General features: G+C 44.7%; 22 protein-coding genes. 13 read left to right on the top strand and 9 right to left on the bottom strand.

Features of this window, described 5'->3' with window-relative positions; genetic code table 11:
• Window positions 1-4: 4 nt before the first annotated feature.
• The 4 genes from merC to merR all read right to left on the bottom strand — a co-directional run bounded on the left by merC (window position 5) and on the right by merR (window position 1647).
• Complete coding sequence (gene merC, locus GPLA_RS14185) at window positions 5-424, bottom strand: organomercurial transporter MerC (protein ID WP_007105625.1); 420 nt, start codon at window positions 422-424, stop codon at window positions 5-7.
• A gap of 16 nt (window positions 425-440) precedes the next feature.
• Window positions 441-713 (bottom strand): mercury resistance system periplasmic binding protein MerP, encoded by a 273-nt coding sequence (merP, locus tag GPLA_RS14180; protein WP_007105624.1) that lies wholly within the window; start codon window positions 711-713, stop codon window positions 441-443.
• A 51-nt stretch (window positions 714-764) separates the two neighbouring features.
• Window positions 765-1112 (bottom strand): mercuric transporter MerT family protein, encoded by a 348-nt coding sequence (locus GPLA_RS14175; RefSeq protein WP_007105623.1) that lies wholly within the window; start codon window positions 1110-1112, stop codon window positions 765-767.
• A 148-nt stretch (window positions 1113-1260) separates the two neighbouring features.
• Window positions 1261-1647: an Hg(II)-responsive transcriptional regulator gene (gene merR, locus GPLA_RS14170; RefSeq protein WP_007105622.1), complete on the bottom strand. Its 387-nt coding sequence runs from the start codon at window positions 1645-1647 to the stop codon at window positions 1261-1263.
• Between the two features lie 546 nt (window positions 1648-2193).
• Here merR and GPLA_RS14165 point away from each other — a divergent pair.
• A complete protein-coding gene (locus GPLA_RS14165) occupies window positions 2194-2604 on the top strand; it encodes a hypothetical protein (protein ID WP_007105620.1) in 411 nt (136 codons plus the stop codon).
• Between the two features lie 573 nt (window positions 2605-3177).
• Window positions 3178-3807, top strand: a complete 630-nt coding sequence (locus tag GPLA_RS14160) for a substrate-binding periplasmic protein (RefSeq protein ID WP_040514877.1) — start codon at window positions 3178-3180, stop codon at window positions 3805-3807.
• A gap of 308 nt (window positions 3808-4115) precedes the next feature.
• Here GPLA_RS14160 and GPLA_RS14155 read toward each other — a convergent pair whose 3' ends face one another.
• The 4 genes from GPLA_RS14155 to GPLA_RS14140 form a co-directional block, all read right to left on the bottom strand.
• Entirely contained in the window at window positions 4116-5480 is a 1365-nt protein-coding gene (locus tag GPLA_RS14155; protein WP_007105618.1) for an MATE family efflux transporter, read from the bottom strand.
• Window positions 5481-6755 (bottom strand): molybdopterin molybdotransferase MoeA, encoded by a 1275-nt coding sequence (gene moeA, locus GPLA_RS14150; protein WP_007105617.1) that lies wholly within the window; start codon window positions 6753-6755, stop codon window positions 5481-5483.
• A 152-nt stretch (window positions 6756-6907) separates the two neighbouring features.
• Window positions 6908-7666 carry a molybdopterin-synthase adenylyltransferase MoeB gene (gene moeB / locus GPLA_RS14145; RefSeq protein ID WP_007105616.1) on the bottom strand — a complete coding sequence of 253 codons (759 nt, stop codon included), beginning with the start codon at window positions 7664-7666 and terminating at the stop codon, window positions 6908-6910.
• Between the two features lie 39 nt (window positions 7667-7705).
• Window positions 7706-8575: a TraB/GumN family protein gene (locus GPLA_RS14140; RefSeq protein ID WP_007105615.1), complete on the bottom strand. Its 870-nt coding sequence runs from the start codon at window positions 8573-8575 to the stop codon at window positions 7706-7708.
• A 590-nt stretch (window positions 8576-9165) separates the two neighbouring features.
• Between GPLA_RS14140 and nirB the strand changes: the two genes are divergently transcribed.
• The 8 genes from nirB to GPLA_RS14100 all read left to right on the top strand — a co-directional run bounded on the left by nirB (window position 9166) and on the right by GPLA_RS14100 (window position 20150).
• Entirely contained in the window at window positions 9166-11745 is a 2580-nt protein-coding gene (gene nirB, locus GPLA_RS14135; RefSeq protein WP_040514875.1) for a nitrite reductase large subunit NirB, read from the top strand.
• A 10-nt stretch (window positions 11746-11755) separates the two neighbouring features.
• A complete protein-coding gene (gene nirD, locus GPLA_RS14130; protein WP_007105612.1) occupies window positions 11756-12103 on the top strand; it encodes a nitrite reductase small subunit NirD in 348 nt (115 codons plus the stop codon).
• A gap of 189 nt (window positions 12104-12292) precedes the next feature.
• On the top strand, window positions 12293-15241 hold the full coding sequence (locus tag GPLA_RS14125) for a nitrate reductase (protein WP_007105610.1): 2949 nt from the start codon (window positions 12293-12295) through the stop codon (window positions 15239-15241).
• Window positions 15238-16245: a uroporphyrinogen-III C-methyltransferase gene (cobA, locus tag GPLA_RS14120; RefSeq protein ID WP_007105609.1), complete on the top strand. Its 1008-nt coding sequence runs from the start codon at window positions 15238-15240 to the stop codon at window positions 16243-16245. The genes GPLA_RS14125 and cobA overlap by 4 nt, the downstream gene beginning before the upstream one ends.
• A gap of 83 nt (window positions 16246-16328) precedes the next feature.
• Window positions 16329-17414, top strand: a complete 1086-nt coding sequence (locus GPLA_RS14115; protein WP_007105608.1) for a glycosyl transferase family protein — start codon at window positions 16329-16331, stop codon at window positions 17412-17414.
• A 268-nt stretch (window positions 17415-17682) separates the two neighbouring features.
• Entirely contained in the window at window positions 17683-18321 is a 639-nt protein-coding gene (locus GPLA_RS14110; RefSeq protein ID WP_007105605.1) for an ANTAR domain-containing response regulator, read from the top strand.
• Entirely contained in the window at window positions 18314-19426 is a 1113-nt protein-coding gene (locus tag GPLA_RS14105) for a CmpA/NrtA family ABC transporter substrate-binding protein (protein ID WP_007105604.1), read from the top strand. Before GPLA_RS14110 ends, GPLA_RS14105 begins: the two co-directional genes overlap by 8 nt.
• Window positions 19427-19541: 115 nt before the next feature.
• Entirely contained in the window at window positions 19542-20150 is a 609-nt protein-coding gene (locus tag GPLA_RS14100; RefSeq protein WP_007105603.1) for an FMN-dependent NADH-azoreductase, read from the top strand.
• A 91-nt stretch (window positions 20151-20241) separates the two neighbouring features.
• Here GPLA_RS14100 and GPLA_RS14095 read toward each other — a convergent pair whose 3' ends face one another.
• Window positions 20242-20784 carry a glutathione peroxidase gene (locus GPLA_RS14095; RefSeq protein WP_007105602.1) on the bottom strand — a complete coding sequence of 181 codons (543 nt, stop codon included), beginning with the start codon at window positions 20782-20784 and terminating at the stop codon, window positions 20242-20244.
• A 160-nt stretch (window positions 20785-20944) separates the two neighbouring features.
• Here GPLA_RS14095 and GPLA_RS14090 point away from each other — a divergent pair, with 160 nt between their 5' ends.
• From GPLA_RS14090 to GPLA_RS14080, 3 genes are all read left to right on the top strand, one after another.
• The gene (locus GPLA_RS14090; RefSeq protein ID WP_007105601.1) at window positions 20945-23518 is read left to right on the top strand and encodes a S9 family peptidase; all 2574 of its coding nucleotides are present in this window, start codon (window positions 20945-20947) and stop codon (window positions 23516-23518) included.
• A 198-nt stretch (window positions 23519-23716) separates the two neighbouring features.
• Complete coding sequence (efpL, locus tag GPLA_RS14085) at window positions 23717-24289, top strand: elongation factor P-like protein EfpL (RefSeq protein WP_007105600.1); 573 nt, start codon at window positions 23717-23719, stop codon at window positions 24287-24289.
• A 332-nt stretch (window positions 24290-24621) separates the two neighbouring features.
• Window positions 24622-25095, top strand: coding sequence for a hypothetical protein (locus GPLA_RS14080; protein ID WP_007105599.1), 474 nt, complete (start codon window positions 24622-24624; stop codon window positions 25093-25095).
• Window positions 25096-25141 lie beyond the last annotated feature (46 nt).

Here is a 25141-nt window from a genome sequence, read left to right as displayed (position 1 = left end):
AACCTTATTTTGCGCAGGAATCATCGTCACAACGATGATTTGCGGGGGAAAATATATCCCATGTTGAAATGATAACCATAAATCCCAACGCGGAATACGTTACGTATGTACTCCACGCATACTGGAACCAAGGGTAAAGTGAGAATAACAAGAAAACAGGACCTAACATGCCAAGTACACTTCTGTGCCATTGTCGATGGCTTAACCATCCTAGTGCGTTAAGTATTAAGGCAAGCCATGCAAACAGAGGTAAAAGCGTATTAATAAATACGCCTTCCCATTGGCTGAGAAAACCCAATCCAAGTGCTGCGCCTAAACTCGCAATAGCGGGAAAACACATCGCGCATCCCATGGCAGAAACTAATGCACCAAGTGAGCCTGCTTTGTCACCAAATTGAGTAAGATATTTTAATAAACGATCCATTATTTAACGCCTCATTTTAATCTTTCAAAATAGAGGGATAACCAGCATTACTTGTTGCATTTACCAGTCCTTCAACATTGGTCTTGTCATCGTCATAAGTAACAATCGCTAACTTAGTTGCATACGTCACATCCGCTTTTTCAACACCATCAACATTAACTAGTGATTTTTTGACAGTAATAGGACAAGTCACACAGTTCATGCTGGGTACGCTAAGCGTGATTGTTTGCATTGCCGCCAATGCGCTGGTGCTAGAAAGTAAAGCGGTTAAAACGAATAGTTTTTTCATAGTAGACTCCAAATTTTAATAGGTGTATTGACACCATAGGGGGATGAAAAGTTAAACAAAGCAAAGGATCCAGTCGTTGCTGGTGAGCAAAACAATTGCAGTTACGGTAACAAGCCAAAAAATGACCTTGCGACGACTTCTGGTCGCGGGGATTGCACAGGCGCGGCCTGATTCACATTGCTCTATTGGGCGATAAATCTTCCACCCTGTGTAACTGAGTAATAACATCACAGCCAGAATGAATAGAGGACGATAGGCTTCAAATGCACTCAAGTTGCTTATCCATGAGCCGCTAATGCCTAATAGCAATAACAACAAAGGGCCAACGCAACACACGCCTGCACCAATTGCCGCAATGATCGCGCCGACCATGGGAAGATTTGATTCTTTTTGATTCATGTGAGTACCTCATTAACTTATGTCACAACTGTAAGTTATGTACCTAGGTACGGAGTCAATGAGTTTTTTTGCAAAAGAATGAAGAAAGCTGAAAGTAGACAGCTCTTCGTTAACGAATATTTACTCAGGGGTAGTTATGCAGGCTTAGTTAAGGTTGCAAAGAATCTATGATGGGGCAACACGACTCGTCTTCATTGTGTTGACATTGCGCTATATGATTCAGCAGTGCTGTTTCCAAAAGTTGTAAATCTGCTTGTTTAGTCTGAACCGCCATTAGCTTTTTTTTAGCTAGCGCCTCGACTTGATGGCAAGGGTTATCGTTAAGTGATAAAAGGCCCTCAATTTCATGTAGGGTAAACCCCAATTCTTGAGAACGTTTTATGAAGCGAATTCTATTCACAGTTTCTACTGGATATATTCTATAGCCTTGTACAGGTTTGACAGGTTGTTTGATTAATCCTTTACGTTCATAAAAACGAACGGTTTCGGTATTGATCCCGATTTGTTTTGCTATTTTACTGATCGTGCCTGACATTCATTATTCCTCCTCAACAATTCATACGCTCTAATATTATCGATAGCACAGGTAATTAAAACATAGAAAGAATAAAAGGTATTTCGACTCTGTACAATGTCAGCAATAACAAGTTTAACCATTCGTTATTGCAAAGAGCTGGTATTCGCACAAACCGCCAGTCAGGTTCTCCGGTTGGCCTGTTACGAGGTAGGTCGTTCAGGTTTACGTTAATCGAGCTGCTTTTACCGTCTACTTGTCACTGTAGTTCACAGACAAAAATGAGTACATCGGCGACATAAGCAATAGTAGATTATGTGGATCTTTTTAGTCGCTTGGTGCGCATGACATCCTTTATTCGATTGGTTTATCTAAGTGTTAAATGAGGAAAAGGTTCTTAGTTATTCCATGGTGTTTTTTTATTACTTATACAAGATAAGCCTTGCAGCAAAAACATAACTGCATATAAGTTATGATGAAAATCTCCAACATGATGCCCTTAAAACACTATTTTATCTCTCATCTACATGAGAGGATGATCATTCATTTAACTTATCAAGAAACGTTATGAATAAATATATTAAGACTGTGTTAATACCTGCTTTATGTTTTATTGGTTTCGTTCAAGCTGCGGTTGCCGCTGAAGATTACACGATCGATAGCGATAAAATATTAGTGACGGTAGTGCTTAAGCATCAACAAGATAAAAGCCTAACTGAACTGCAAGCAAAGATGGATGAGAACCAATTTTGGCAGTCTTTTCCGCCTAAAGGTGTGGAAGTCGATTCATGGTACGTGATGATGGGGTTAGGGCAGGTGATCACGGTTAAAATTCTACCAAAAGATTTGCGCACGCTTAATCTAGCCGTTGAAAAGTCAGCTTGGGGTATTTTCGACACTGATATCTACCCAACCTATGAATTTAAGGCGATTGCAGAGTCTATTAAAGCCAGAAAAAGCGCAGATCAAAGCAAGTAAACCTCTTGTGATGATGCTGGGCTAGCAGCCAAGCATCGCTGGGTTTCTTTCTCTTAATGTGGAATTACTCACTATTCAGGCCAATGTCACGAGCATGGTCGAGGCTGGGTAGCAAGGTTAATAACCTCAGTGTGATAACTGTAGTGCTTGGTAAATCATGCTAGGGCATGCTTTGTGGAATACCCAGAACAATCCATAATATAGACAGTTTACGTTATTCCGATCGGCCGCTAATCCGTTGGGTAAGAGGTACTAAGCTTGTGTGGGTGTTATGACATGTTAGAACTAAACCACTTTCGGCTGAACGTCAAAGACGAGAGAAAATATGCGGATGGCCATGTTGGGTTTAGGTAAGTTGCTTAGTCACATATTTGGATACTAAGTAGCGGTTGAGTTGTCAGAAATCGGTATTTCACTATTGGCTTACGTTCTGCTGTGGGGGATAATAATGGATTGTTTTTTGTTGGTTTAGTAATGCGATTTCACGTTCTGATTTTCACAGTAGTCTTAGGTTTTTTCTCAACATTTTCTTCTGGGCAAGAGGTTATACGAAGCTCTGTATCCAAAGAATTTATCCATGGTTTGCAAGTCAAATATCTTAAAAATATTGCCAAACATATGAACATGGAAATTGAAATTATTCCAATGCCCTTTGCCAGACGATTAAGAGAGTTTCGCCATGGCAATCTAGATCTGATGGTTGGGCTGCAACGTGAGAGTGAGAAACAAGACGAAGTGATTTATATCACCCCAAGTTATGAAACGTTGAGACATACCTTTTTTGTTCGTAAAGAGAATATCGATAAGTTACAGAATTTTACAGATTTAAAGACGTTGAGTATTGGCGTTACTCGCAATGCAAAATATTTTGAGCGGTTTAACCAAGAGTCAGACTTGATAATGGTTCCTGTATCGACTTTACGGCAAAAGATAGAGTTATTAAAGAAAGGAAGAATTAATACTTTTATTCATTTTCAAGAAAGTGCGCTGCCACTGATTATTGAGATGGGTTTGCAAAATGATATTGTTTTAGCGGAATATCAACCAATAGAAGTGAATAATTATTATGTGACGATAAGTCAAAATTCGCCGCTTATTGGAAAAAAACACCTGTTTGAGTCCGCTGTTAGAGATGCTATCGCCAATCATGAATTTGCCACTATTCGTCGTGAGCACTATGCGTCGCAACGTGACTCACACTGATTGCCTATCTTCATCAATAACCGCTGCGAAAGACATTAAGCCTAGCCAATCTAGTGGCTAACTAACGCCTTATTCTATAAACCTTCCACTGCTGCTAAGCGCCTATCTGTCTTTATTGATTTTATCTCATCCAAGCTGAAATTGGACACTGCGTTCATTCTTGGCATAATGACTGTAAATCAATGCTATCACTTAGTAGCAAAACGATTGATTAATAGCTGTAACTCGAATCTTAGACAAAACGCCTGTCATTGACTGGATAGTAGGCAGTCAATAACGGCGCTTTCGGTAAACTAGGGTATGCAGTGTTAAATACTCATCTCCACCGGCATGTTTTCTTGCTTGCGCTGAATATGGCGTAAGCGTAAGCCGAGTAAAATAGCGGCTGAGGTTAATCCGCAGATAAAGCCGATCCAGAATCCTGCTGCTGCCATGCGCGGTACAATCCAGTCGGTCAATGCCAGAACGCAGCCTATGGTCATGCCAATCACCCAATAAGAAATAAAGCTTAAATAGAACATGGCGGCGGTGTCTTTATAACCACGAAGCGCGGTAGCCGATACCACTTGAATAGCATCTGAAAATTGAAATAGTGCCGCTAACAGCATCAAACTGGCGGCCATATTAATGACCTCTGCATTATTGCTGTACAGCTCGCCTATGTGTACCCGGGCAAGATAGGTCATGGTAGCAGTCAAGGTGGCGGTGGTTAAACCCATTAATAGGGCGGCTCGGGTGGCCATTTTCGCTTGCAGCGGCTTACTTTCACCCAATAAATGACTAACGCGAATACTGGTAGCCATACCAAGGCTAAGGGGCAACATAAACATCAGAGATGAGAAGTTAAGGGCCACTTGATGCGCGGCCACTATGGTAGAACCAAAGGGTGCAAGTAGCACAGCCACTACCGTGAACAGGGTCACTTCAAACAAAATAGTCAAAGCGATGGGCAAACCAAGCTTCAAGCTGGCCCATATGTCATGCAAATTAGGTGCAAAAATGCGGGTGTACAAAGCGTACTTTTGCAGTTTTTTCGAATTGAGGGTGTATATCCAAGTGGCGAACATCATGGCCACAAATACTAAGCCTGTGGCGATACCGCAACCTGCGCCACCAAAAGCAGGGATACCGAGTTTTCCGTAAATAAAGACGTAATTCGCGGGTATATTCACCAACAAACCAATGATCATGATAATCATACTCGGTTTCGTGATAGACAAACCTTCACAGACATTTCGAAGGACTTGATACAAGGCAAAAGCAGGCATCGAATACAGCACATAGCGTACGTAGTCGATGGTAATGATGCGCAGTTCGGGTTCCATTTCAATTAACGAAAATAAGAAGCCTAAAAAGGTACTAAGCACAAGTGCAAGCACAGCAAAAAATAGCGCCAACCACATCACTTGATAACTGGCATTAGCAACTTTATCTATTTGTTTGGCGCCATTAAAACGAGAAATTATTGGCGGCAGCGCCAGCGTCAGGCCTTGAATAAAGAACAACATAGGCATGGTAAAACTAAAGCCAATGGCAACGGCTGCCATGTCGGTGGCGGAAAAACGCCCGGCCATAATGGTGTCAGATACGCCCATTAATGTTTGCGTTACTTGGGCGATTAATAAAGGCCAGGCCAAATGAGCCAAAGCTTTAAATTCTATTTTTAAGGTCACTTAATATGCCAACGAGGTAAAGGGTTGTATTTGCACTGTGCTGCCTTGTTCAATGCTGCCAGTGTCTTGGGGAAGAACGATATAACAATTTGCGTGGGCGATACTGCTCATCACACCTGAGCCTTGTTTACCATTGGGGCTGACAAACAGTTCGCCATTGCTATCAAGACGGTAAATGCCGCGCTGATAGTCTGCACGGCCAGGGGCTTTACGAATGTCGCAGTCGGCTGTGGCATTGAGTAATAGAGCCGGGCGGCGCGTTTGCCCACTTAGGGTTTCCAGAACGGGTTTGACTAATTGCTCGAACGTGACGTACGACGAGACAGGGTTGCCTGGTAGCCCACAAAACCAGGCTTGACTTAACTTGCCAAAAGCAAACGGTTTGCCCGGTTTGATGGCGACCTTCCAAAAATTAACACTGCCCAGCGTTTGTAATACTTCTTTGACGTAGTCAGCATCGCCCACTGAAACACCGCCACATGACAGCACCATATCGCACTGACGGTCGGCATCGGCGAAAGTGCGTTGTAAACTGTCAAGTTTATCTTCAACGATACCAAAATCGATAATATTGGCCCCAAACTCTTGCAACATTGCATGTAGAGCATAGCGGTTACTTTCGTATATTTGTCCGGCTTTAAGTGCCTCACCAGGGGAAACCAATTCGTCGCCTGTGGCAATCAAACCCACGTTGAGTTTACGTACCACTGATACATTGGCGATCCCAACTGATGCCAACAAGGACAAATGGGAGGGGAGTAAGCGTGTGCCTTTGTTAAGGACGACCGCACCTTGGGTGATATCTTCACCTGCTTTACGCACACTGTTACCCAATTTGGGGCGCTGGGTAAATTGAATTATTTTGTGTTGATGCTCGTCAGCTGTGCTGGTCTTCGATGGTGAAGCAAGTTCGCTGGTGTTCTCTTGCATCACAACAGCGTCGGCCCCAGCAGGGATAATTGCGCCAGTCATGATGCGCACACATTGGCCTTTGCTGACAGAGCCAGCAAAAGGGATGCCTGCATAAGCAGCGCCGATTAATTTTAAGCTGTCGGTGTCTTGCAAATCGGCTGCGACCATGGCGTAACCGTCCATAGCAGAATTGTCACTCGGGGGGACATTCACTTGGGAAATAACATCTTCGGCTAAGATGCGCCCACGAGCCTGCATAAGGCTGCACAGTTCTTGTTCTTGAACGGCAGAAATCGCTGCGCGCATGGCGTTCAGCGCTTGTGATATCGGTAACAAACCCGGGGTGTCGCAACTTACTATCATAAAATTAGACTACTTAATCGAAGAATTCCTTAGCTGCCCAATGTTACTGACAAGGGGCATGCAACGAAAGTCTAAATGTAAAATAAATTGGCAGTTTTTTGTGTTAAAAAATGTCTTAAAACCGTGAGTTACAGTCGCCCTCTGGGAGCAGTTCAGCGTGAGTGAGAACACACGGTGCAAGTGGGGTTTTTAGGAATTGAAAAACGATGAAACTGAGTCGATTTGGCATCAAAAAGTTGCAAAATACCGTTAAGTAGCTCACCCGTGCCGGTTAGTAATTTGATTGCTTCTAGCGCTTGCAGATTGCCAATAACCCCCACCAAGGGTGGGATAACGCCTGCTTCCACGCAGCTTAGTTGCTGTTCGGGAAACAGCTGGCTCAAGCATTGGTAACACGGGCCTTGTTGATCCATCAAATAGGTACTGACCTGGCCTTCAAAGCGAATTGCTGCGCCACTGATAAGGGGGACACTATGGGTAAAACACAAGGCATTAATTTGTTGACGAGTGGCCAAGTTATCGGTGCAATCAAGCACGACCTGATGGCGAGAAATTTGTTCGCTTAATATGTCATCATCAAGACGCTCATCAAAGGTGTTGATGATGCACTGGCTATTGTTGGCCAATAGCGTTGTTTTAGCGGATGCGACTTTTTTCGTACCGACATCCTGTTCGTGATGCAGTATTTGCCGGTGTAGATTGGACAGTTCAACAACATCGTCGTCTACTAATGTGACTTCACCAATGCCGGCACTGACAATATATTGCGCAGCCGCGCAGCCCAAGCCGCCGGCCCCTATAATCAACACTTTCGCCGCCATTAGGGCTTCTTGGCCTTCTAAGTCGATCCCGGGCAGCAATATTTGCCGGGCATAACGCAGGGCGAGTTCTTTGGTGATAGTAGGGGGCATAAAATCCTGTTCGTTTTTATCGCTAATCGTGTCTGTGGTTTAAAGTTTTTCGACGTTATAACCTTGCGCTTTGAGCTTGGTCAGTACACTGTCTTCACCGGCCAAATGCATCGCACCAACCAGAATAAATTCAACGTCTGAGGTTTTTAGCATATCTTCGATTTGTGGCATCCAATTTCCATTACGCTTGACGATCAAGTCTTGGTATATTTCCTGATAATCGGCTTTAAAGGGCACTATGCTGATATTGGCCATTGTTTGCATATCACCTTCGCGCCAACTGGAGCGCATGTCACCAATTAAGCTCGGCATTTTTTTAATATCCCGCAGGGTATATTCAATTAGCGCATCGTTATCGTCACCGCCTAAATTAGCGATAAAATTCAATTGCTCATCGGGCGTCTCTAACCAGCTTATGGCTTTTTGTTCTTGAGCACCTTTATCAGCGTAAAACTGATCGACACCTTCACTGGTGAAACCAAGGCCCTGGAGTTCAATAATACTCAAGGTAATGCTGATCAAACTGGGCTTCATTGCGGCCATTTGTGCGATGGGAATACCGCGCTGGGTTAGATGAGCTTCCACTTTGGCATAACTTTCAGGGGACAAGTCGTCTTTTAATGAGCGACCGTCTGTGTAGGTCATCATGCTAAGCATTTTTTGCTGAAACTCGCTGCCTTTCAGTGCCGCCATATCGGTTTCGAATACTAACGTTGAAGCTTGTTGATACGCTTTATCGTATTCCCTTGGTAACGGGTAATCGTCTGGCGCAAGTATATGAATGGTGCCGCCTATATACAGGCTGTTGTCACCTGAGGTGACTTTCCATACCGATGCAGCATCGGCTGTGGCTGCTAAAAGAGCGGCCGCTGCAATTAACGGCAATGAAAGTGAACGAATTAGCGACATGGTATGAGTCATCCTTTACAGGTTGTGTGGTTATCCGCCCATGAACGCAAGCAAGGGCAAGGTAATTAAAGTCAATAAGCTAATCGGTAAGTGTGCCGTTTTTGCTAGCACAAAGGAAATAAAAATAGCCTTAGCTAGGGTGTTTGTGCAAACAATAAGCGTTTATCCGTGACCCGACTCCAGTGAGCGGTGGTTAAATACCATCGACTGCCGTAGCCGCTATTCCATTTCCGTTTTTACGTACGCTTTTTTAGCGTTATCTATAAAAGTCGGCTTTGCTCTATTTTTGATATTTTGCACCACATTAACGCACTTAAATTTATTGTTCAAAAAAAAAATTATATAACCATATGATTAATAAGGATTAAATTGTTGGCAATGATCCTGCATTAGTTTGTTCACAGTAAAGCAATACCCGTGTTACGCAGTCGACAAGCTTACACACACAATAATCATTATATGTACTTAGCCGGCAATAGCGTGCGGCGCAGAACAGGCAAAGAAGCCCACTAAGACTGAGAATAAGCAGTCTTGTGGGCTTTTTTTATGGGCAAATTTCGTTGAACAAACACATCGACCAGGGGATCAACATGTCAGCAAACACAGTAAATATAGTGGTGGTGGGAAATGGAATGGTGGGCCACCATTTTGTTGAGCAAATCACCAACCATGGAAAAACCGACGACTCGGTGCACTATAACGTGACTGTGCTATCGGCAGAGCCACGCTTAGCCTATGACAGGGTGCACCTATCTGAGTATTTTTCCGGCAAGACCGCAGACGATCTCGCGTTGACAACTCCGGAACAATATTCAGCTTTGGGGGTGGATTTCCATCTTGATGCTGCTGTTGTTGATATTGATAAACAAGCCAAATCGGTGAAAACCAAGTCAGGGCAAACATTCGCTTATGACAAGCTTATTATGGCCACGGGTTCGTATCCATTTGTGCCGCCAATTGAAGGCAATGATCAACCCCATTGTTTGGTCTACCGCACCATTGAAGATCTTGAAGATATCAGTGCTTCGTCTAAGGTAAGCAAAACCGGTGTGGTTGTTGGCGGTGGTTTACTCGGTCTTGAAGCGGCAAATGCGTTACGTGAAGCTGGACTTGAAACTCACGTTGTGGAATTTGCCCCTCAGTTAATGGCCGTGCAGGTTGATACCGGTGGTGGCCGTTTATTGCGGGACAAAATTGAATCCCTGGGTGTGCAAGTGCATACCCAAAAGGCAACCCAGCGCATTGAAGCCGGTGAAACCAGTCGTTATCGCATGTGTTTCGCGGATGGCGATTTTCTTGAAACCGATATGATCTTGTTCTCTGCGGGTATTCGCCCCCAAGACACTTTAGCCCGTCAATATGATCTCAACATTGGTGAGCGCGGCGGCATCATAGTCAACAATCATTGTTTGACCTCGGACCCAGACATTTATGCCATCGGCGAATGTGCTTTGTGGAATAACTTTATCTTTGGCTTGGTCGCACCTGGTTACACTATGGCCCGGGCTGCGGCGAGTCACATAACCGGCGGAGACGTTGAATTCCTTGGTGCAGACATGAGCACCAAACTCAAATTGATGGGAGTAGAGGTGGGCTCTATTGGCGATGCCCATGCACGCATTCCTGGCGCGCAAACCTATATCTATGAGAACCAGCCTGACGGTGTGTATAAGAAAATTGTAGTCAATAGAGAACAGAGTGTATTGCTCGGCGCTGTGCTCGTTGGTGACACCAGTGATTACGATACCCTTTTACAATATGCCCTTAACGGCATTGATTTACCTGAGCACCCTGAAAGTCTCATTCTGCCAGCATCTGGTGATGCACCTGCAGGATTAGGCGCTGACGCCTTACCTGACACGGCGACGATCTGTTCGTGCCACAACGTATCAAAGGGCGACATTATTGCTGCCTTTGACGGCGGGGCATGCGACCTATCAGCGGTGAAATCATGCACCAAAGCGAGCACAGGGTGTGGTGGTTGTTCGGCATTGCTCAAAACCGTGGTAGATAGCGAGTTGGGTAAACGTGGCGTTGAAGTGAAAAAAGACATTTGCGAACACTTTGCTTATTCACGCCAAGAGCTTTATCACATGGTGAAAGTAGGCAAAATAAAATCCTTCGATGCGCTGGTTGAAAAGCACGGCCATGGCTTAGGTTGCGAAATTTGTAAACCTGCTGTGGGTTCTATCATGGCATCTGTGTGGAATGACTTTGTATTAGAAAAGCCACATGTGGCCTTGCAAGACACCAATGATACCTATTTGGGTAATATGCAAAAAAATGGCACTTACTCTGTCGTACCGCGTATCGCTGGTGGCGAAATTACCCCAGACAAATTAATTGTACTTGGCCAAGTGGCGAAAAAATACAACCTGTATACCAAGGTTACCGGTGGCCAGCGTATCGATTTATTCGGTGCCCGAGTTGAGCAATTGCCTCCTATCTGGGAAGCGCTTATTGCGGCGGGTTTTGAAACCGGCCACGCCTACGCTAAGTCTTTACGTACGGTGAAATCCTGTGTGGGCAGTACTTGGTGTCGTTATGGCGTGCAAGACTCAGTAGGCCAAGCGATCGATTTAGAAAACCGTTACAAAGGTTTACGCGCTCCCCATAAAATCAAATTCGGTGTATCTGGCTGTACCCGAGAATGCGCCGAAGCGCAAAGTAAAGACATTGGAATTATTGCCACTGAAAACGGCTGGAATTTATACGTTTGTGGTAACGGCGGCATGAAGCCACGCCATGGCGATTTATTTGCGACGGATTTAGACGATGCAACGTTAGTTAAATATATCGACAGAGTATTGATGTTTTATGTGGCTACTGCGGACCGTTTACAACGTACTTCTGTGTGGATGGACAATCTCGAAGGAGGTTTGGCTTACCTGCAAGACGTGGTGATCAACGACTCGTTGGGCCTAGGAGAAGAGTTAGAGCGGCAAATGCAACATATCGCAGATACCTATCAATGTGAGTGGAAAACAGCGATTGAAAGTGAAGAGTCACGCAAGCGTTTCCGTCAGTTCGTAAACAGTGATGAAAGTGACAAGCAAATTGTCTTTGTGCAAGAGCGTGAGCAAATCCGCCCTGCCACAGAGTCTGAGCTTGACGAACTGAAACGGTCAGCCAAAAGTGCTGAACAAATTATCGATGTTGAGTTGGTGTAAGGAGTAATTTATGAGCACAGTTAAAAATTGGACTGATATTTGTAACCTAGGTGATCTTGTAGATAACTCCGGCGTTTGTGCGCTAGTTAACGGCGAACAAGTCGCTATATTCAAAATAAAACAACGAGATGAAACCTATTATTACGCCATTAGCAATTGGGATCCCATCGGTAAAGCGAATGTACTCTATCGTGGTTTAATCGGCTCTGTTGCGGACAAAACGGTGGTCATATCCCCTTTGTTTAAGCAGCGCTATTGCTTGGCAAGCGGAGAATGTCTTGATGATGAACAACGTCAAGTGAATGTGTTTGGTGTTCGTGTTGAAGGTAACAAGGTACAACTGGCCCTTGCGTCTTAACGGTCATTTACGCCGGGCTGATAAGACGAGGTTGTCACCGCATTTTAGGTTACTGCTTAGGTTATCAAGCCCATCTTCATCACGTGACAGGTTAAACGCTATTTTGCTTAGATTAATCATAATTTAAGCAAAATCAGTTTTAGCTAACACAGCTCGTTTGTTACTTCATTTATGTATAAGGCCATTTCGATGACTGATATCACGCCCCAATCTCAGCTGCCTCACCAAGCCTCTAATGTAGCGGTTAAGCAGCCAAGCTGCTCCCAGCTAAGTACCACGACTTGTCCATATTGTGGTGTGGGTTGTGGGGTAGACGTGACCAGCGAATTACAGGGTAATACTGGGCAACTACTGAGTGTAAAAGGCACAGCTGATCACCCAGCCAATTTTGGGCGCTTGTGTGTTAAGGGAAGTAAACTAGCGGAAACCAATTCTACTCAAGGGCGCCTATTAGCACCTCTGGTCAACGGTGAAACCGTCCAATGGTCTGAAGCGATTGCTACCATTGCCGACAAATTTTCCGATGTGATCAAGCAACATGGCCCTGATGCCGTGGCGTTTTATGTTTCAGGGCAGTTACTGACTGAAGATTACTACGTCGCCAATAAATTAATGAAAGGTTATATCGGTAGCGCGAACATAGATACCAACTCGCGCTTGTGTATGTCTTCTGCCGTAGCGGCTTATAAACGTGCATTTGGCGCAGATACCGTACCTTGTTGTTATGAAGATTTAGAGCAAACTGAGTTATTGGTGCTGGTAGGCTCAAATGCAGCGTGGACTCATCCTGTATTGTTTCAACGTATCGAGCGCGCTAAAAAAATTAATCCCAATATGCGCTTGGTCTTTATTGATCCCCGTCGCACGGCCAGTTGTGAAGCAGGTGATTTACACTTACCGCTAAAGCCGGGCAGCGATGTGGCGCTGTTTAACGGTTTGCTGCACTACTTAGCCAAGAATGATGTCGTAGAGCAAGAATATATTCATGCCTTTACCCAAGGTTTTACTGACACCCTCGGGGCGTGTGAGCCTTGGACACTCGATGCAGTCGCTCAGCACTGTGACTTAAGCGTCACCCAGGTTGAACAGTTTTACACCATGTTTGCTAGCAGTGACTCTGCGCTGAGTTTTTACTCTATGGGGGTGAATCAATCAACCAGCGGCGTAGATAAAGCTAACGCTATCATCAATTGTCATTTGGCAACCGGTAAAATGGGTCGCCAAGGATGTGGACCGTTTTCGATTACCGGTCAACCGAATGCCATGGGCGGTCGTGAAGTAGGTGGGTTAGCCAACATGTTGGCTTGTCATATGGATATAGACAACTCAGAACATCGTTCAATCGTGCAGGACTATTGGCAATCTCCACGTATTGCGACGCAGCCCGGATTGAAAGCAGTGGACTTGTTTGATGCCATCGAGCAGGGCAGCGTAAAAGCGGTGTGGATCATGGCGACCAACCCCATGGTCAGTATGCCAAATAGGCATAAAATTAAAGCGGCACTAGAGAAATGTGAAATGGTGGTGGTGTCTGACTGTGTGGCAAACAATGACACCGTTAACATGGCTGATGTGGTGTTACCTGCTACTGGCTGGTCAGAGAAAAATGGCACGGTTACCAACTCTGAACGCAGAATATCCCGTCAACGAGGGTTTTTACCGCCACCAGGACAAACTCGCCACGACTGGCAAATCATCTGTGATGTGGCAAAGGCGATGGGTTTTTCTGCTGGTTTTAACTTTTCAACTGCCAGCGAAATTTTCGCTGAATATTGTGGTTTAACCGCGGAAAAAAATAACGGCAACCGGGATCTCGATTTATCTGGATTGTGCGGGCTAACTCAGGGGCAATACGACAATCTTATGCCAATTCAATGGCCCGTTAATCAGGCGAATCCTCAGGGAGTTAAGCGCATGTTTAGCGATGGTCGTTATTTCACCCCAAGTAAAAAAGCGCAATTCATTGCACTTGAAGTTCGAACCCCTGAGCAATTAACAAGCAGCGATTTTCCGTTTGTACTGAACAGCGGCCGGGTACGGGATCAGTGGCACACCATGACACGCACTGGCACCAGTGCTGACTTAACCCGTCATATTCCTTATGCAACATTGAGTATGCACTCACGAGACGCCGCCCAACTAGCGGTTAAAAGTGGTGATTTGTTGGCGCTTTCGTCGACGGTTAGTCCTAGTGATAGTCAAGTCATCTTGCCTGTGCAAATTGACGATGGTCAGCGCCTAGGAGAGTTTTTCGCCCCTATCCATTGGAGTGAGCAAAATGCTTCCTCGGCAAATATCAGTCATTTGTACACGGATGCCAACGACCGTATTTCTGGGCAACCGGAATTAAAACATGCTGCAATTAGCGTCACTAAAGTACGCTTTTTACACCACGGGCAAATATTTATTGCTGATGATGTGCATCAGCGTGAATCGGTTTTACGCATGATGTGCGCACAATTGGATTATTGGCGCCTAAGCAAAATCGCTGGGGGGGACATGTTAACGTTCGCCAGTGGGCGTATCAGTCTGTGTGAATTACCGGATTACACAACAGGTGAACATAAAGTCGGTGTAGCCGAAGATGCCATTCCCGTTTTAGTTTTAAAAGACCTGATGCAGCAGGCCAGTCAAGGGCCGTATAGCTGGGCTGTGTATCAGGCTGGTGCACAACAGAGCTTGTATGCTGTGCAGGATGAAAAGCTGCAATTTGCCGCCTTCAGCGCCTTACAGCCAATAGATATTAATACGCTGTGGCTCAGTGCCTTACTAGCAGAAGGATCCCTAAATATTGAGCAAAAAAGCGCCTTACTACGCTCGGAGCCGGAGGCTGAATTTAAGCAAGGACGCCTAATATGCAGCTGTTTCAAGGTGGGGATTAACGCCATAGTGAGTGAAATAGAGCAGGGCTGCAGCAGTGTTGATGGTTTAGGCGAAACGCTAAAATGCGGAACCAATTGTGGCTCATGTAAAAGTGAATTGCAGCAATTGATTAAACTGCATGGCCACACGCGCTCTTCCACTTTCATCGATAGTGCAGTTGTCAGTTCAGACACCCCTAATGCTAGCGTGCAAAATCAAGCAAATCAACCCAGCAAACATAGCGGCGAACGTATCGCCGTGGAGACCTTATTATGAACTCGCCATTAAATGTTTTTTCCCAGATGAATTTATTAATACCCCAAGGGTTGATTCAATTTGTTAGCCAAGTCGTCAAATTCAGCGCTAAGGGCAATCGTTTTAATCCCGGTGAAGCAAATCGGTTAAACCAGCTTCATTCCAGACAACGGCATAACGACGCACATTCCAGCGTTTTTAAAGGCGCAAAACACGGTCATGTGCATTTAATTGGCTCAGGACCAGGTGATGCGGAGTTACTGACGTTAAAAGCCTACCGTTTACTGCAAAGCGTTGACGTAGTGATGTATGACTGGTTAGTCAATCCGGAAATACTCGACATGATCCCTCCCCATGTTGAGCGCCGTTTTGTGGGTAAAAAATGCGGTGAGCATAGTATGAGTCAAATAGAGATAAGTGAATTGTTGGTCAGTGTGGCCAAAGAAGGTAAATCGATTGGGCGCTTAAAGGGAGGGGATCCGGCCATTTTTGCCAGAGCCGCCGAAGAATGTGAAATGCTGACTAAGCACCAAATACCTTTTAGTATTGTTCCAGGGATCACCGCCGCTTCTGGTGCCTCTGCCTACGCAGGGATACCGCTAACCCATAGAGATTGTGCTCAGTCTGTACGCTTTATTACCGCGCACTTAAAAGACGCCACTTTGCAACCCGATTGGCAAAGCTTGGTTAGCGGTGCTATGCCCGATGCCCTAGGAAAAAATGCCGAGACGTTGGTGTTTTATATGGGACTGAGACGTATTGAATCGATCATGCAGCAATTGCTACAGCACGGTTTGCCGATGGACATGCCAGTGGCCATTATTGACAAAGCCACGAGTACTCAGCAGCAAGTGTGTATCGGCCAAGTCAAAAACATTGCCCAGCGCCTAGCATGTAGACAATTTACCGGACCTGCACTGATTATTGTTGGTGAAGTGGTAAGTAAGCGACAACAGGTGGTTTCGTATCACCAGCAAGACAGTTTACAATGCTCAGCACCTTATTGGGCAGCGCGCACTGCATAGTACAATCTTTTGTATAAGATTGGCTTGCTTCATTTGCGCTGCATTACTGACGGCAATTACAGCCTGTAGGCGTTTCAACATACATGACAGCAAACAGTACATCGAATACCCAGCCTGAATTTAAAGAATTTATTCGCATTATAGGTCGCGGACAAAGGGCTGGTGGTACGCTCACGCAAACCCAAGCCTATCAAGCCATGCAGATGTTAATTAACGATGAAATCACCCCTGAGCAGAAAGGGGCGTTTTTAATGTTACTCAGGGTGCGAGAAGAAACCGCTGAGGAATTAGCGGGTTTTATTCAGGCATTTCGCGAGGTCAATCAGCCACAATTAGCGGGACTGCCTATCGATATAGATTTAGGCTGCTATGCCGGAAAACGTCGTCACCTACCTTGGTTTTTACTCGCCGTGATGGCATTCGCGCAAGACGGAAAAAAGGTCTTTTTACACGGTACCCATGAGCCCGATTCAAATCGCTTGTACCTTAAAGATGTCTTAGCGCACTTAGGTATTGATGTGGCAAAAGATGCCATACAAGCGGCTGCTCAGCTCGAGCAATATGGATTTTGTTATATGGACTTGGCGAACATTAACCCTAAGTTGGACGCCATGATCCAGCTACGGAGTCAGTTTGGTTTACGCTCCTGTGCTAATACGCTGGCCCGTATGCTCAATGCCAGTCATGCACCGAATAGCCTGCAAGGGGTATTTCATCGTGATGTCGACCGTAAACATAGTCGCTGTGCCGCTTTGGTCAACAGACAAGTCTCTGACAGTCACACCACTATTTTGTGTTTTCGTGGTGAAGGTGGTGAGGTGGAATATAACCCAGAGCGCGATGTCACCTTGCATCTTTGTCAAAGTGACAAAGAGACCACAGTGGATGTACCTGCATCGCTTGGCCATTGGGTAGTGAAACCCAAAAGCTTAGATAGCAAGCAATTGCGTAATGTGTGGCAAGGGGAAGAGGTTAATGATTATGCGACCCAGGCCATTATTGGCAGTCTGAGTTTAATGTATATATTAACCGATAAACTATCGTTGGCAGATGCTCAAGTGCAAGCACAGCACTGCTGGCAAGAACGCGATACAAAATGGCCGTTTTCGGAACCTGTGCAAAATGATGCTCCAGCATATGACACCTTGGGTCAGCATCAAGCGCACTGATCACCCTTTACCTTCTCATTTTACTGTGGTGGACAAATTGGCGTAGAGCAATTTTCGCTTTCTTTTATTGTGGTTAATAAATTTCGCGGTTAATTTTTGTGCAATCCTCTGCACTTTCATGGTGCGTTTGCACATTTGTGTACGGTTAAACGTAATTTCACTTTTATTTTTATCGCTAACGTTATGTTTTTAATGACATAATTTGTTGGCTTGAGCTTTGCACCTGTTGTGGTCAAGACACATAGCGTTATTAATCCAGGAACATCTGTTGATATCCACAGCGAAAAGCCAATCCCATTTAGCCGCTCAGTCGCAGCTGAATATTTTGCTCATTGATGAAAATGTTCAGCGTGCAGAGTCCATAGTGACTGCCTTAGATAATTCTCGTTATAAAGTCAGTCATTTAGCCTGCACCCAAGCCGGATTATTGAAACAAGTCGATGAAATTCAGCCGGATATCATCGTCATTGATATTGAATCACCTAATCGGGATATGTTAGAGAGCCTGCACACTATTTCCCACTATAACCCCAAGCCAGTGGTGATGTTTTCATCTCAACAAGACACGGAAACGATTAATTTGTCAGTGCAATCTGGGGTGAGTGCTTATGTCGTCGGGGATATCGATCCTGAACGGGTGAAACCCATACTCGATGCCGCAGTGGCAAGATTCAAAGAATTCCATAAATTAAAAGATGAGTTAAACGATACCAAGCAGCAACTTGAGTCGCGAAAAACCATCGATTTAGCGAAACGCTTGTTAATGAGAAGCAATAAAATGAGTGAAGAACAAGCTTTTCACAGTATGCGCAAAACCGCTATGGACACAGGACAGAAGCTTGAAAATGTCGCGAAAACCATCGTTTCCATGCTGCGCTCTTTTGAAAAAGGAAATGATCATGATTAAATTAGAACAACCCGACATTACCCTTGGGTTTATTCCCCTGACTGATTCCGCCCCGCTTATCGTTGCCAAAGAATTGGGTTTCTTCGAGCGATGGGGTTTGAATGTTACCTTGCAAAAACAAAACTCATGGTCAACGTTACGCGACAAATTACACGCAGGTGTTTTAGACGCCGCGCAAATGTTAGCCCCGATGCCAATCGCTAGTGCACTGGGTCTTGGTGCGCCATCTGCCAATGTGATCACGCCATTAGTACTGAGCTTAAACGGTAACGCCATCACCTTGTCAGAAGGGTTATTACAAGAAGTACTAAAGGAAAACGAGATCACTAACGTTACCTTGCCGATGGCAGGGTACTTGCTGCAAAAAGTTGTCGAGAAACGTAAACACCGAGGTTTAGCAAAACTGAAGTTCGCGACGGTATTTCCCTATAGCTGCCATTATTACCAATTACGCGATTGGCTAAAAGCGGCTAAGGTCAATTTAGACGACGTAGACTTGCTGGTTATACCGCCTATTAACATGGTGGAATGCCTAGAAAACGGTGATATCGATGGATTCTGCGTAGGTGGACCATGGAATGCTAAGGCTGTGCGCGCTGGCATTGGCATGACAGCCCTAACGTCATTCGATATTTGGCAAGATTCTCCGGAAAAAGTACTCGGTTTATTAGATAGCTGGCATCAGAAAAACCCTAATTCAGTGTTAGCTTTGTGTGCTGCGCTCAAGCAAGCCTGCTCTTGGTTAGAGTCGGTTCCGAATCGTTTTGAAGCGGCGAGATTATTGAGTCAGTCAGAATATTTAGACGCTGAGTTAGATGTAATTGCGCCATCTTTACTGGGCAGCTGTTTAACGCATAAATCGATGCCACCGCGTAGCATACCCTCCTATAATCAGTTTTCGGTGAGTAACAATGGTTGTATTAATCAACCTGAGTTGGTTCGTGGCGAATGGTTAATTAAGCATATGGTCAGTGCTGGGCAAATACCGCCTAATGTGACGATTCCCCTTGATTTGATTGGCAAGGTATTCAGGCCCGATATTTACCAAAAGATGCGTTTACTCATAGAAGATAAAGGGGTGCAATTTTACCGTCGATCTGGCTGATTACCCTCTGCTTTTAATTCTAATAAATAGAATGAACTCCTCGATTTAATGCGATTTTCGTTCGGTAAAATTTATATATACTAAACGCAATTAAGCCATATCACGAGGAATCAAGATGAAAAATGTATTAGTGTTAAACGCCAGTTTGCAACAAGAAAATGGCCATTCAAGCAAGCTAACAAAAGAGTTTGTGGCGAATTGGCAAGAGCGCGAAGCGCTCGCAGTGCACACAGTAGATTTGTCTCAACTGAACCTACCGCACCTTAGCGCCCAAGAGATGCAAACGTGGAGCATGATCAGCGACAACATGACACCAGAGCAGTCGAAGTTAGCAGCCTATTCTGACGATTTATTAACCCAGTTAGAAAACAGTGATGCTATCGTCATAGGTATGCCTATGTACAATTTTACTATGCCAAGTACGTTTAAGGCATGGATTGACCGTATTGCCCGGGCAGGGCGTACCTTTAGTTATACCTCTGAAGGTCCTAAAGGCCATTTAACCGGCAAAACCGTGTATGTAATGGCCGCACGTGGCGGTATTTATCAAGGCACAGACAGTGATACGCAAACGCCATATTTGCGCTTGGTTTTTGGATTGATTGGGATTACGGATGTGAACTTCATTTATCTTGAAGGCCTAAATATGGGCGAAGACTCAGCGCAGAAATCATGGCAGGATGCTCGGGAGAAAATGACTGAGCTATTACCAGAATTCGCCTAAGCATTATTGTCTTATTCACGTCACAAAAAAGCCCGATTAATCTCGGGCTTTTTGCTTGATGGCTGTTGGTGAAAACCTGATAGCGATTACATTAAAGTTTCAGTGTGCGCTCAAGTGTTTCAACCAATAATGGATCAGACGGCTTAGTTGATGATGCAAAGGTGTGAACCAAATTGCCGTTTTTATCCATCAGGTACTTATAGAAGTTCCATTTAACCGTAGTGCCAGATTTTTTTGCCAACATCTTATATAGCTGATCTGCATCACGGCCGCGCACGGGCATGGCTTCAAACATCGGAAACTCTACCCCGTAAGTTAATTCACACAGCTCTGCTGTTTTACCTTCATCTTTGTCTTCTTGGTTAAAATCGTGAGAAGGAAACCCAAGTACCACTAAACCTTGATCTTTATATTTACGGTACAGAGATTCTAGGCCCTTGAATTGAGGGGTAAATCCACAGTAACTGGCGGTGTTAACGAACAGGACGGTTTTACCTGCGTATGCTTCACACATGTTGACGGTTTCTTGAGAATTGAGTTTACGTTTTACAAACTTCAATAAATCGGGGCATTCGGCGCTGTAGGCCATATTGCTGATAAACATCAAGCAGACGATGGCGAGTAACTTCTTCATAATAGCCTCTGTTTTCTTTGCTATACATTCTCTCGTGGAATACTAATTATAGTGTGGAGAATTTTGTAAGTGTGTTTGTGTATAGGTTTAATCTGATTGATTTTACGTTTAAAGTAAATTGTTATTCAAAAAAATTACAAAATTTTCAGGGAAAACAACAATGTATAACTATTCTAAAAAGCTACTTGTGATGCTGATTGCCAGCAGCCTGTTTGCATGTAGTGCAACGCACACAGCGGATTTACCGCACAGTGCCAACACCAACACCAACACCAACACCAACACCGGAACATCAACCAGCGCCAAGGTCGATAGTAAACAAGCGCCTATATCGACTATCACCGGGGATCAAATCTCACCAGCGCAGGCCACAACCCTCACCCTTGAACAAATTATGGCCGATCCCGATTGGATTGGCCGACAACCCTTGAGCAGTTATTGGGGCGACGATAGCCAAACCGTGTTTTACCAGCGTAAAGAGCAAGGCTCGCCACTTACGCACTTGTGGCAACTAGATACGGCCCAGCCAAAAGCCCCTTCGGCAATAGATGAAGCAAGTCAGGTGGCGTTAAATCAGCTGCAACGTGTTAGTTACGATCGCCGGGTGAGCAACCCGGAACAGACCAAAACGGCTTGGGTGTTCGAAGGAAATATTTTTGTTAAAACCTTGACCGGTGATGCCCAGCAGCACGTTCGTCAGCTCACGCAAGATGGGGCATCTCCCCGTCAATTGCAGTTTTTACAGGATGGTCGTTTAGCCTATCAACAGGGCGACGGCCTGTTCAGTATTGATTTGCAAACCGGTTTCTCACAGAAGTTGGTTTCCTGGCAATTTGCCGAAGCACCCAAAGGTGTTGATGAGCCAGCTGACTATATCGCCGAGCAGCAAATTGCCTTAATCGATTATGTGGCGAAAAAACGCCATGATCAAAAACTGCGTTTTGAGCAGCAACAGGCATTACAAAAACAAAACGCTAGTGTTGCCCCGTCACCCTTTTACTTTAATAAAAACGATGAGAAGGTCGAAAGTAGCTTATCGCCAGATGGTAAATGGTTACTGATTGCCACCACTAAAAGTCAAAAAGATCGAAGCGACGAAGACTTGATGCCGGCCTACATAGGTGATGATGGCCGTATTGAGCGCAAAGACGTGCGCCAACGTGTGGCCGATGCCAAACCGGTTAATCATGATTTATGGTTGCTCGATTTGACCGAACATAAAAAATATCCCCTGAGTTACCAATCCTTACCCGGATATAACGAAGACGTATTGGCTACAGTAAAACGCGAAAATGCCAAAGCGAAAGGCAAAACCTATCAAAGCAACCGTTTACCACGAGATATTACCTTGATGAGTGACTGGTATTGGTCGCAAGGCGCGATACAGTGGCACAGCGATGCTGGACAGGTAGCCGTGATGTTAGAAGCTTGGGACAACAAAGATCGCTGGTTAGCCACGGTAGATTTACAGCAGCACACATTAGTTAATCAACACCGTTTACATGACGATGCTTGGGTCAATTATCAATTTAATAGTTTTGGTTGGTTTAATCATAGCGAGCAACTTTATTACTTATCTGAAGAGTCAGGTTATGCCCAGTTATACAAAAAACCGTTAAGCGGAAAAGCCAGTGCGTTAACCTCAGGTCAATTTGAAGTAGACGACTTAACCCTCACGCAAAACGATGACTACCTGTATTTCAAAGCAAATCAAAAACACCCGGGTATTTATGAAATTTATCGTGTGAACGTGAGCAATGGCGAAATTGAAGCCTTGACTGACCTAAACGGTATGACTGATTACGCGCTCAGTCCCGATGAAAGCAAGTTATTGCTGACGCACTCTAGTGTCACCATGCCGCCTGAGTTATATCTTCAAGATGCCACGCCAGGTGCACAGGTCACACGTTTGACCCATACCATCAGCGCTGAATTCTTAGCGATGCCGTTAGTGGCACCGGACATAGTGCCAGTGAAATCGAGCAATACGCTGCAACCTATTTTTTCTCGGGTATACATGCCAACCGACAATAAGACCGACAACGGCCAAAAACGCCGGGCGGTGATATTTAATCATGGGGCAGGGTATTTACAGAATTCCCATTTAGGTTGGTCGGGTTATTTTCGTGAGTTTATGTTTCACAGCATGTTGGCCCAGCAAGGGTATGTGGTGATGGACATGGATTACCGTGCATCAGCGGGTTATGGGCGGGATTGGCGTACCGCAATATATCGTCATATGGGGAAACCGGAAATTGATGATTTGCGTGATGGAGTCAATTGGTTGGTCGAAAATGCCAATGTTGATCGCCAGCGCATCGGTACCTACGGCGGATCATATGGGGGCTTTATGACCTTTATGGCCCTGTTTACCCAGCCAGATTTATTCCAGTCTGGAGCCGCACTGCGTCCAGTCACGGACTGGGCGCATTACAACCGTGGTTATACCGCTAACATTTTAAATATGCCGGATGTTGACCCTATTGCCTACGAGCGCAGCTCACCGCTGTATTTTGCAGAAGGCTTAGAAAAACCATTATTAATCAATGCGCCCATGGTGGACTCGAATGTATTTTTTCAAGACACAGTACGTCTGGTTCAACGCTTAATCGAGCTTGAGAAAGAAAACTTTGAAACTGCTATTTACCCAGTGGAGTCCCACGGTTTTGTGCAGCCGAGCTCTTGGCTTGACGAATACCGCCGCATTTATAAGTTGTTTGAAACCACCTTATAAGGCGCAATGATATTGCACGGTGCAATTAAGCGCTAATAACATCAACACCAAGCCCAGCTCATCATGCTGGGCTTTTTTATGCGCGTAATATGCCGGGTGCAAGGATGAATCTGCTTGCCTTAAATCCCGTTTCTGGTAATTTCATTGCAAAATTTATTTTGAAAGCTCGTAAGAGAATAACGTCAGAGACGAAATACAATGCCAAAAGCAAGTGAAGTAAAAAAGAACGCTGCCATTGAACATAACGATAAAGTGTATGTGGTTAAAGAAATCAATAAACTCACCCCAAGTGGCCGTGCTGGTGCCAGCCTATACCGTATGCGCTTATACGAAGTGACCACAGGTGCAAAAGCTGACGAAAGCTTTAAAGCCGATGAAATAATTAAAACCGCTGATTTTGTACGCCAGCCCGTAACATTCTCTTATATCGACGGTGACGAATACGTGTTCATGAACTCAGAAGACTACACGCCATACAACATCAATAAAGAAACCATTGAAGAAGAGCTACTGTTCATTGCTGAAGACACAACAGGCCTGCAAGTGATGATCGTGAACGGTTCAGCAGTGGGTATCGAATTACCACCTAATGTGGAACTGGTTATCACAGAAACCGACCCATCTATTAAAGGCGCGTCAGCCAGTGCCCGCACCAAACCGGCTACCTTAAGCACAGGCTTAACCGTACAAGTGCCGGAATATATTTCCAGCGGTGAGCGCATTAAAGTCAGCACCAGCGAGCACAAGTTTGTCAGCCGCGCAGATAAATAAGCCGCTTATGTAAACTCGTGATACCGCTACAAGCTCTAAAAGCACACTGCGCCATACGAAGTGACCCCCAATAGTTGAACTTTCCAATGACTGAGGGTCTTTTTGCATACGCGGTGGCAAAAAAAGAGTTACACGGAGGTTTTTCAATCGCATAAAGGTCGCGTTAGCCTCAGGATGATCCTATTAAAGCGCTGTAACCCCCAAAATAGTAGGGATATACCCTGAGTGAAATCATAGGGTAAGCGTATGAAGATCACGAAAACCAAAAAAAAACGAGTAGTTACATATACGACTTGCTCGATAATAAGCGTTATATTTTATTGGAATTCATCGTGTTAAATCAAATCGAAGAATGGATTGACTCAACTAACGATAGATTTTCGAATCAACGTCAAAGCTGTGCTTTATTTGCCGATAATTTTGCTGGCTTTTACTCTGAAGAGTTTCTATCCAACTCATATTTTGTAATCGTTGATAGCATCCTAAAGCCAGACTTTCCAGAATTACGTCAAGTTGGTCTAGGCGAATTTCTTGATATGGAGGTCCAGGGTATTACATATAAAAACACTTATTACGTAGTACCGAGTGTCGCACAAAACTTACGTTTGCATTTTCATGAGTTGGTGCATGTTGCCCAATGGAAATCTCTTGGTGCTATTGGCTTTTTGCGACGCTACATATCTGAAGTTCAAAGTGTCGGTTACCGTGGAGCACCGTTAGAGAAAATCGCTTATGCATTTGATCATCACTTTTCACTAGGTGGGCAAAAAGTGGATGTCCCAAGCTACATAGAAAATCAAATATAACAGGGCGTTCAAGTCAGATTCGCAACGCTCAGCATTATTGGTTTGA

Source organism: Paraglaciecola polaris LMG 21857 (assembly GCF_000315055.1).
Taxonomy (GTDB): Bacteria; Pseudomonadota; Gammaproteobacteria; order Enterobacterales; family Alteromonadaceae; genus Paraglaciecola; species Paraglaciecola polaris.
The sequence above is the reverse complement of the archived record's forward strand: the minus strand, read 5'-3'. Positions and strand labels throughout refer to the sequence as shown.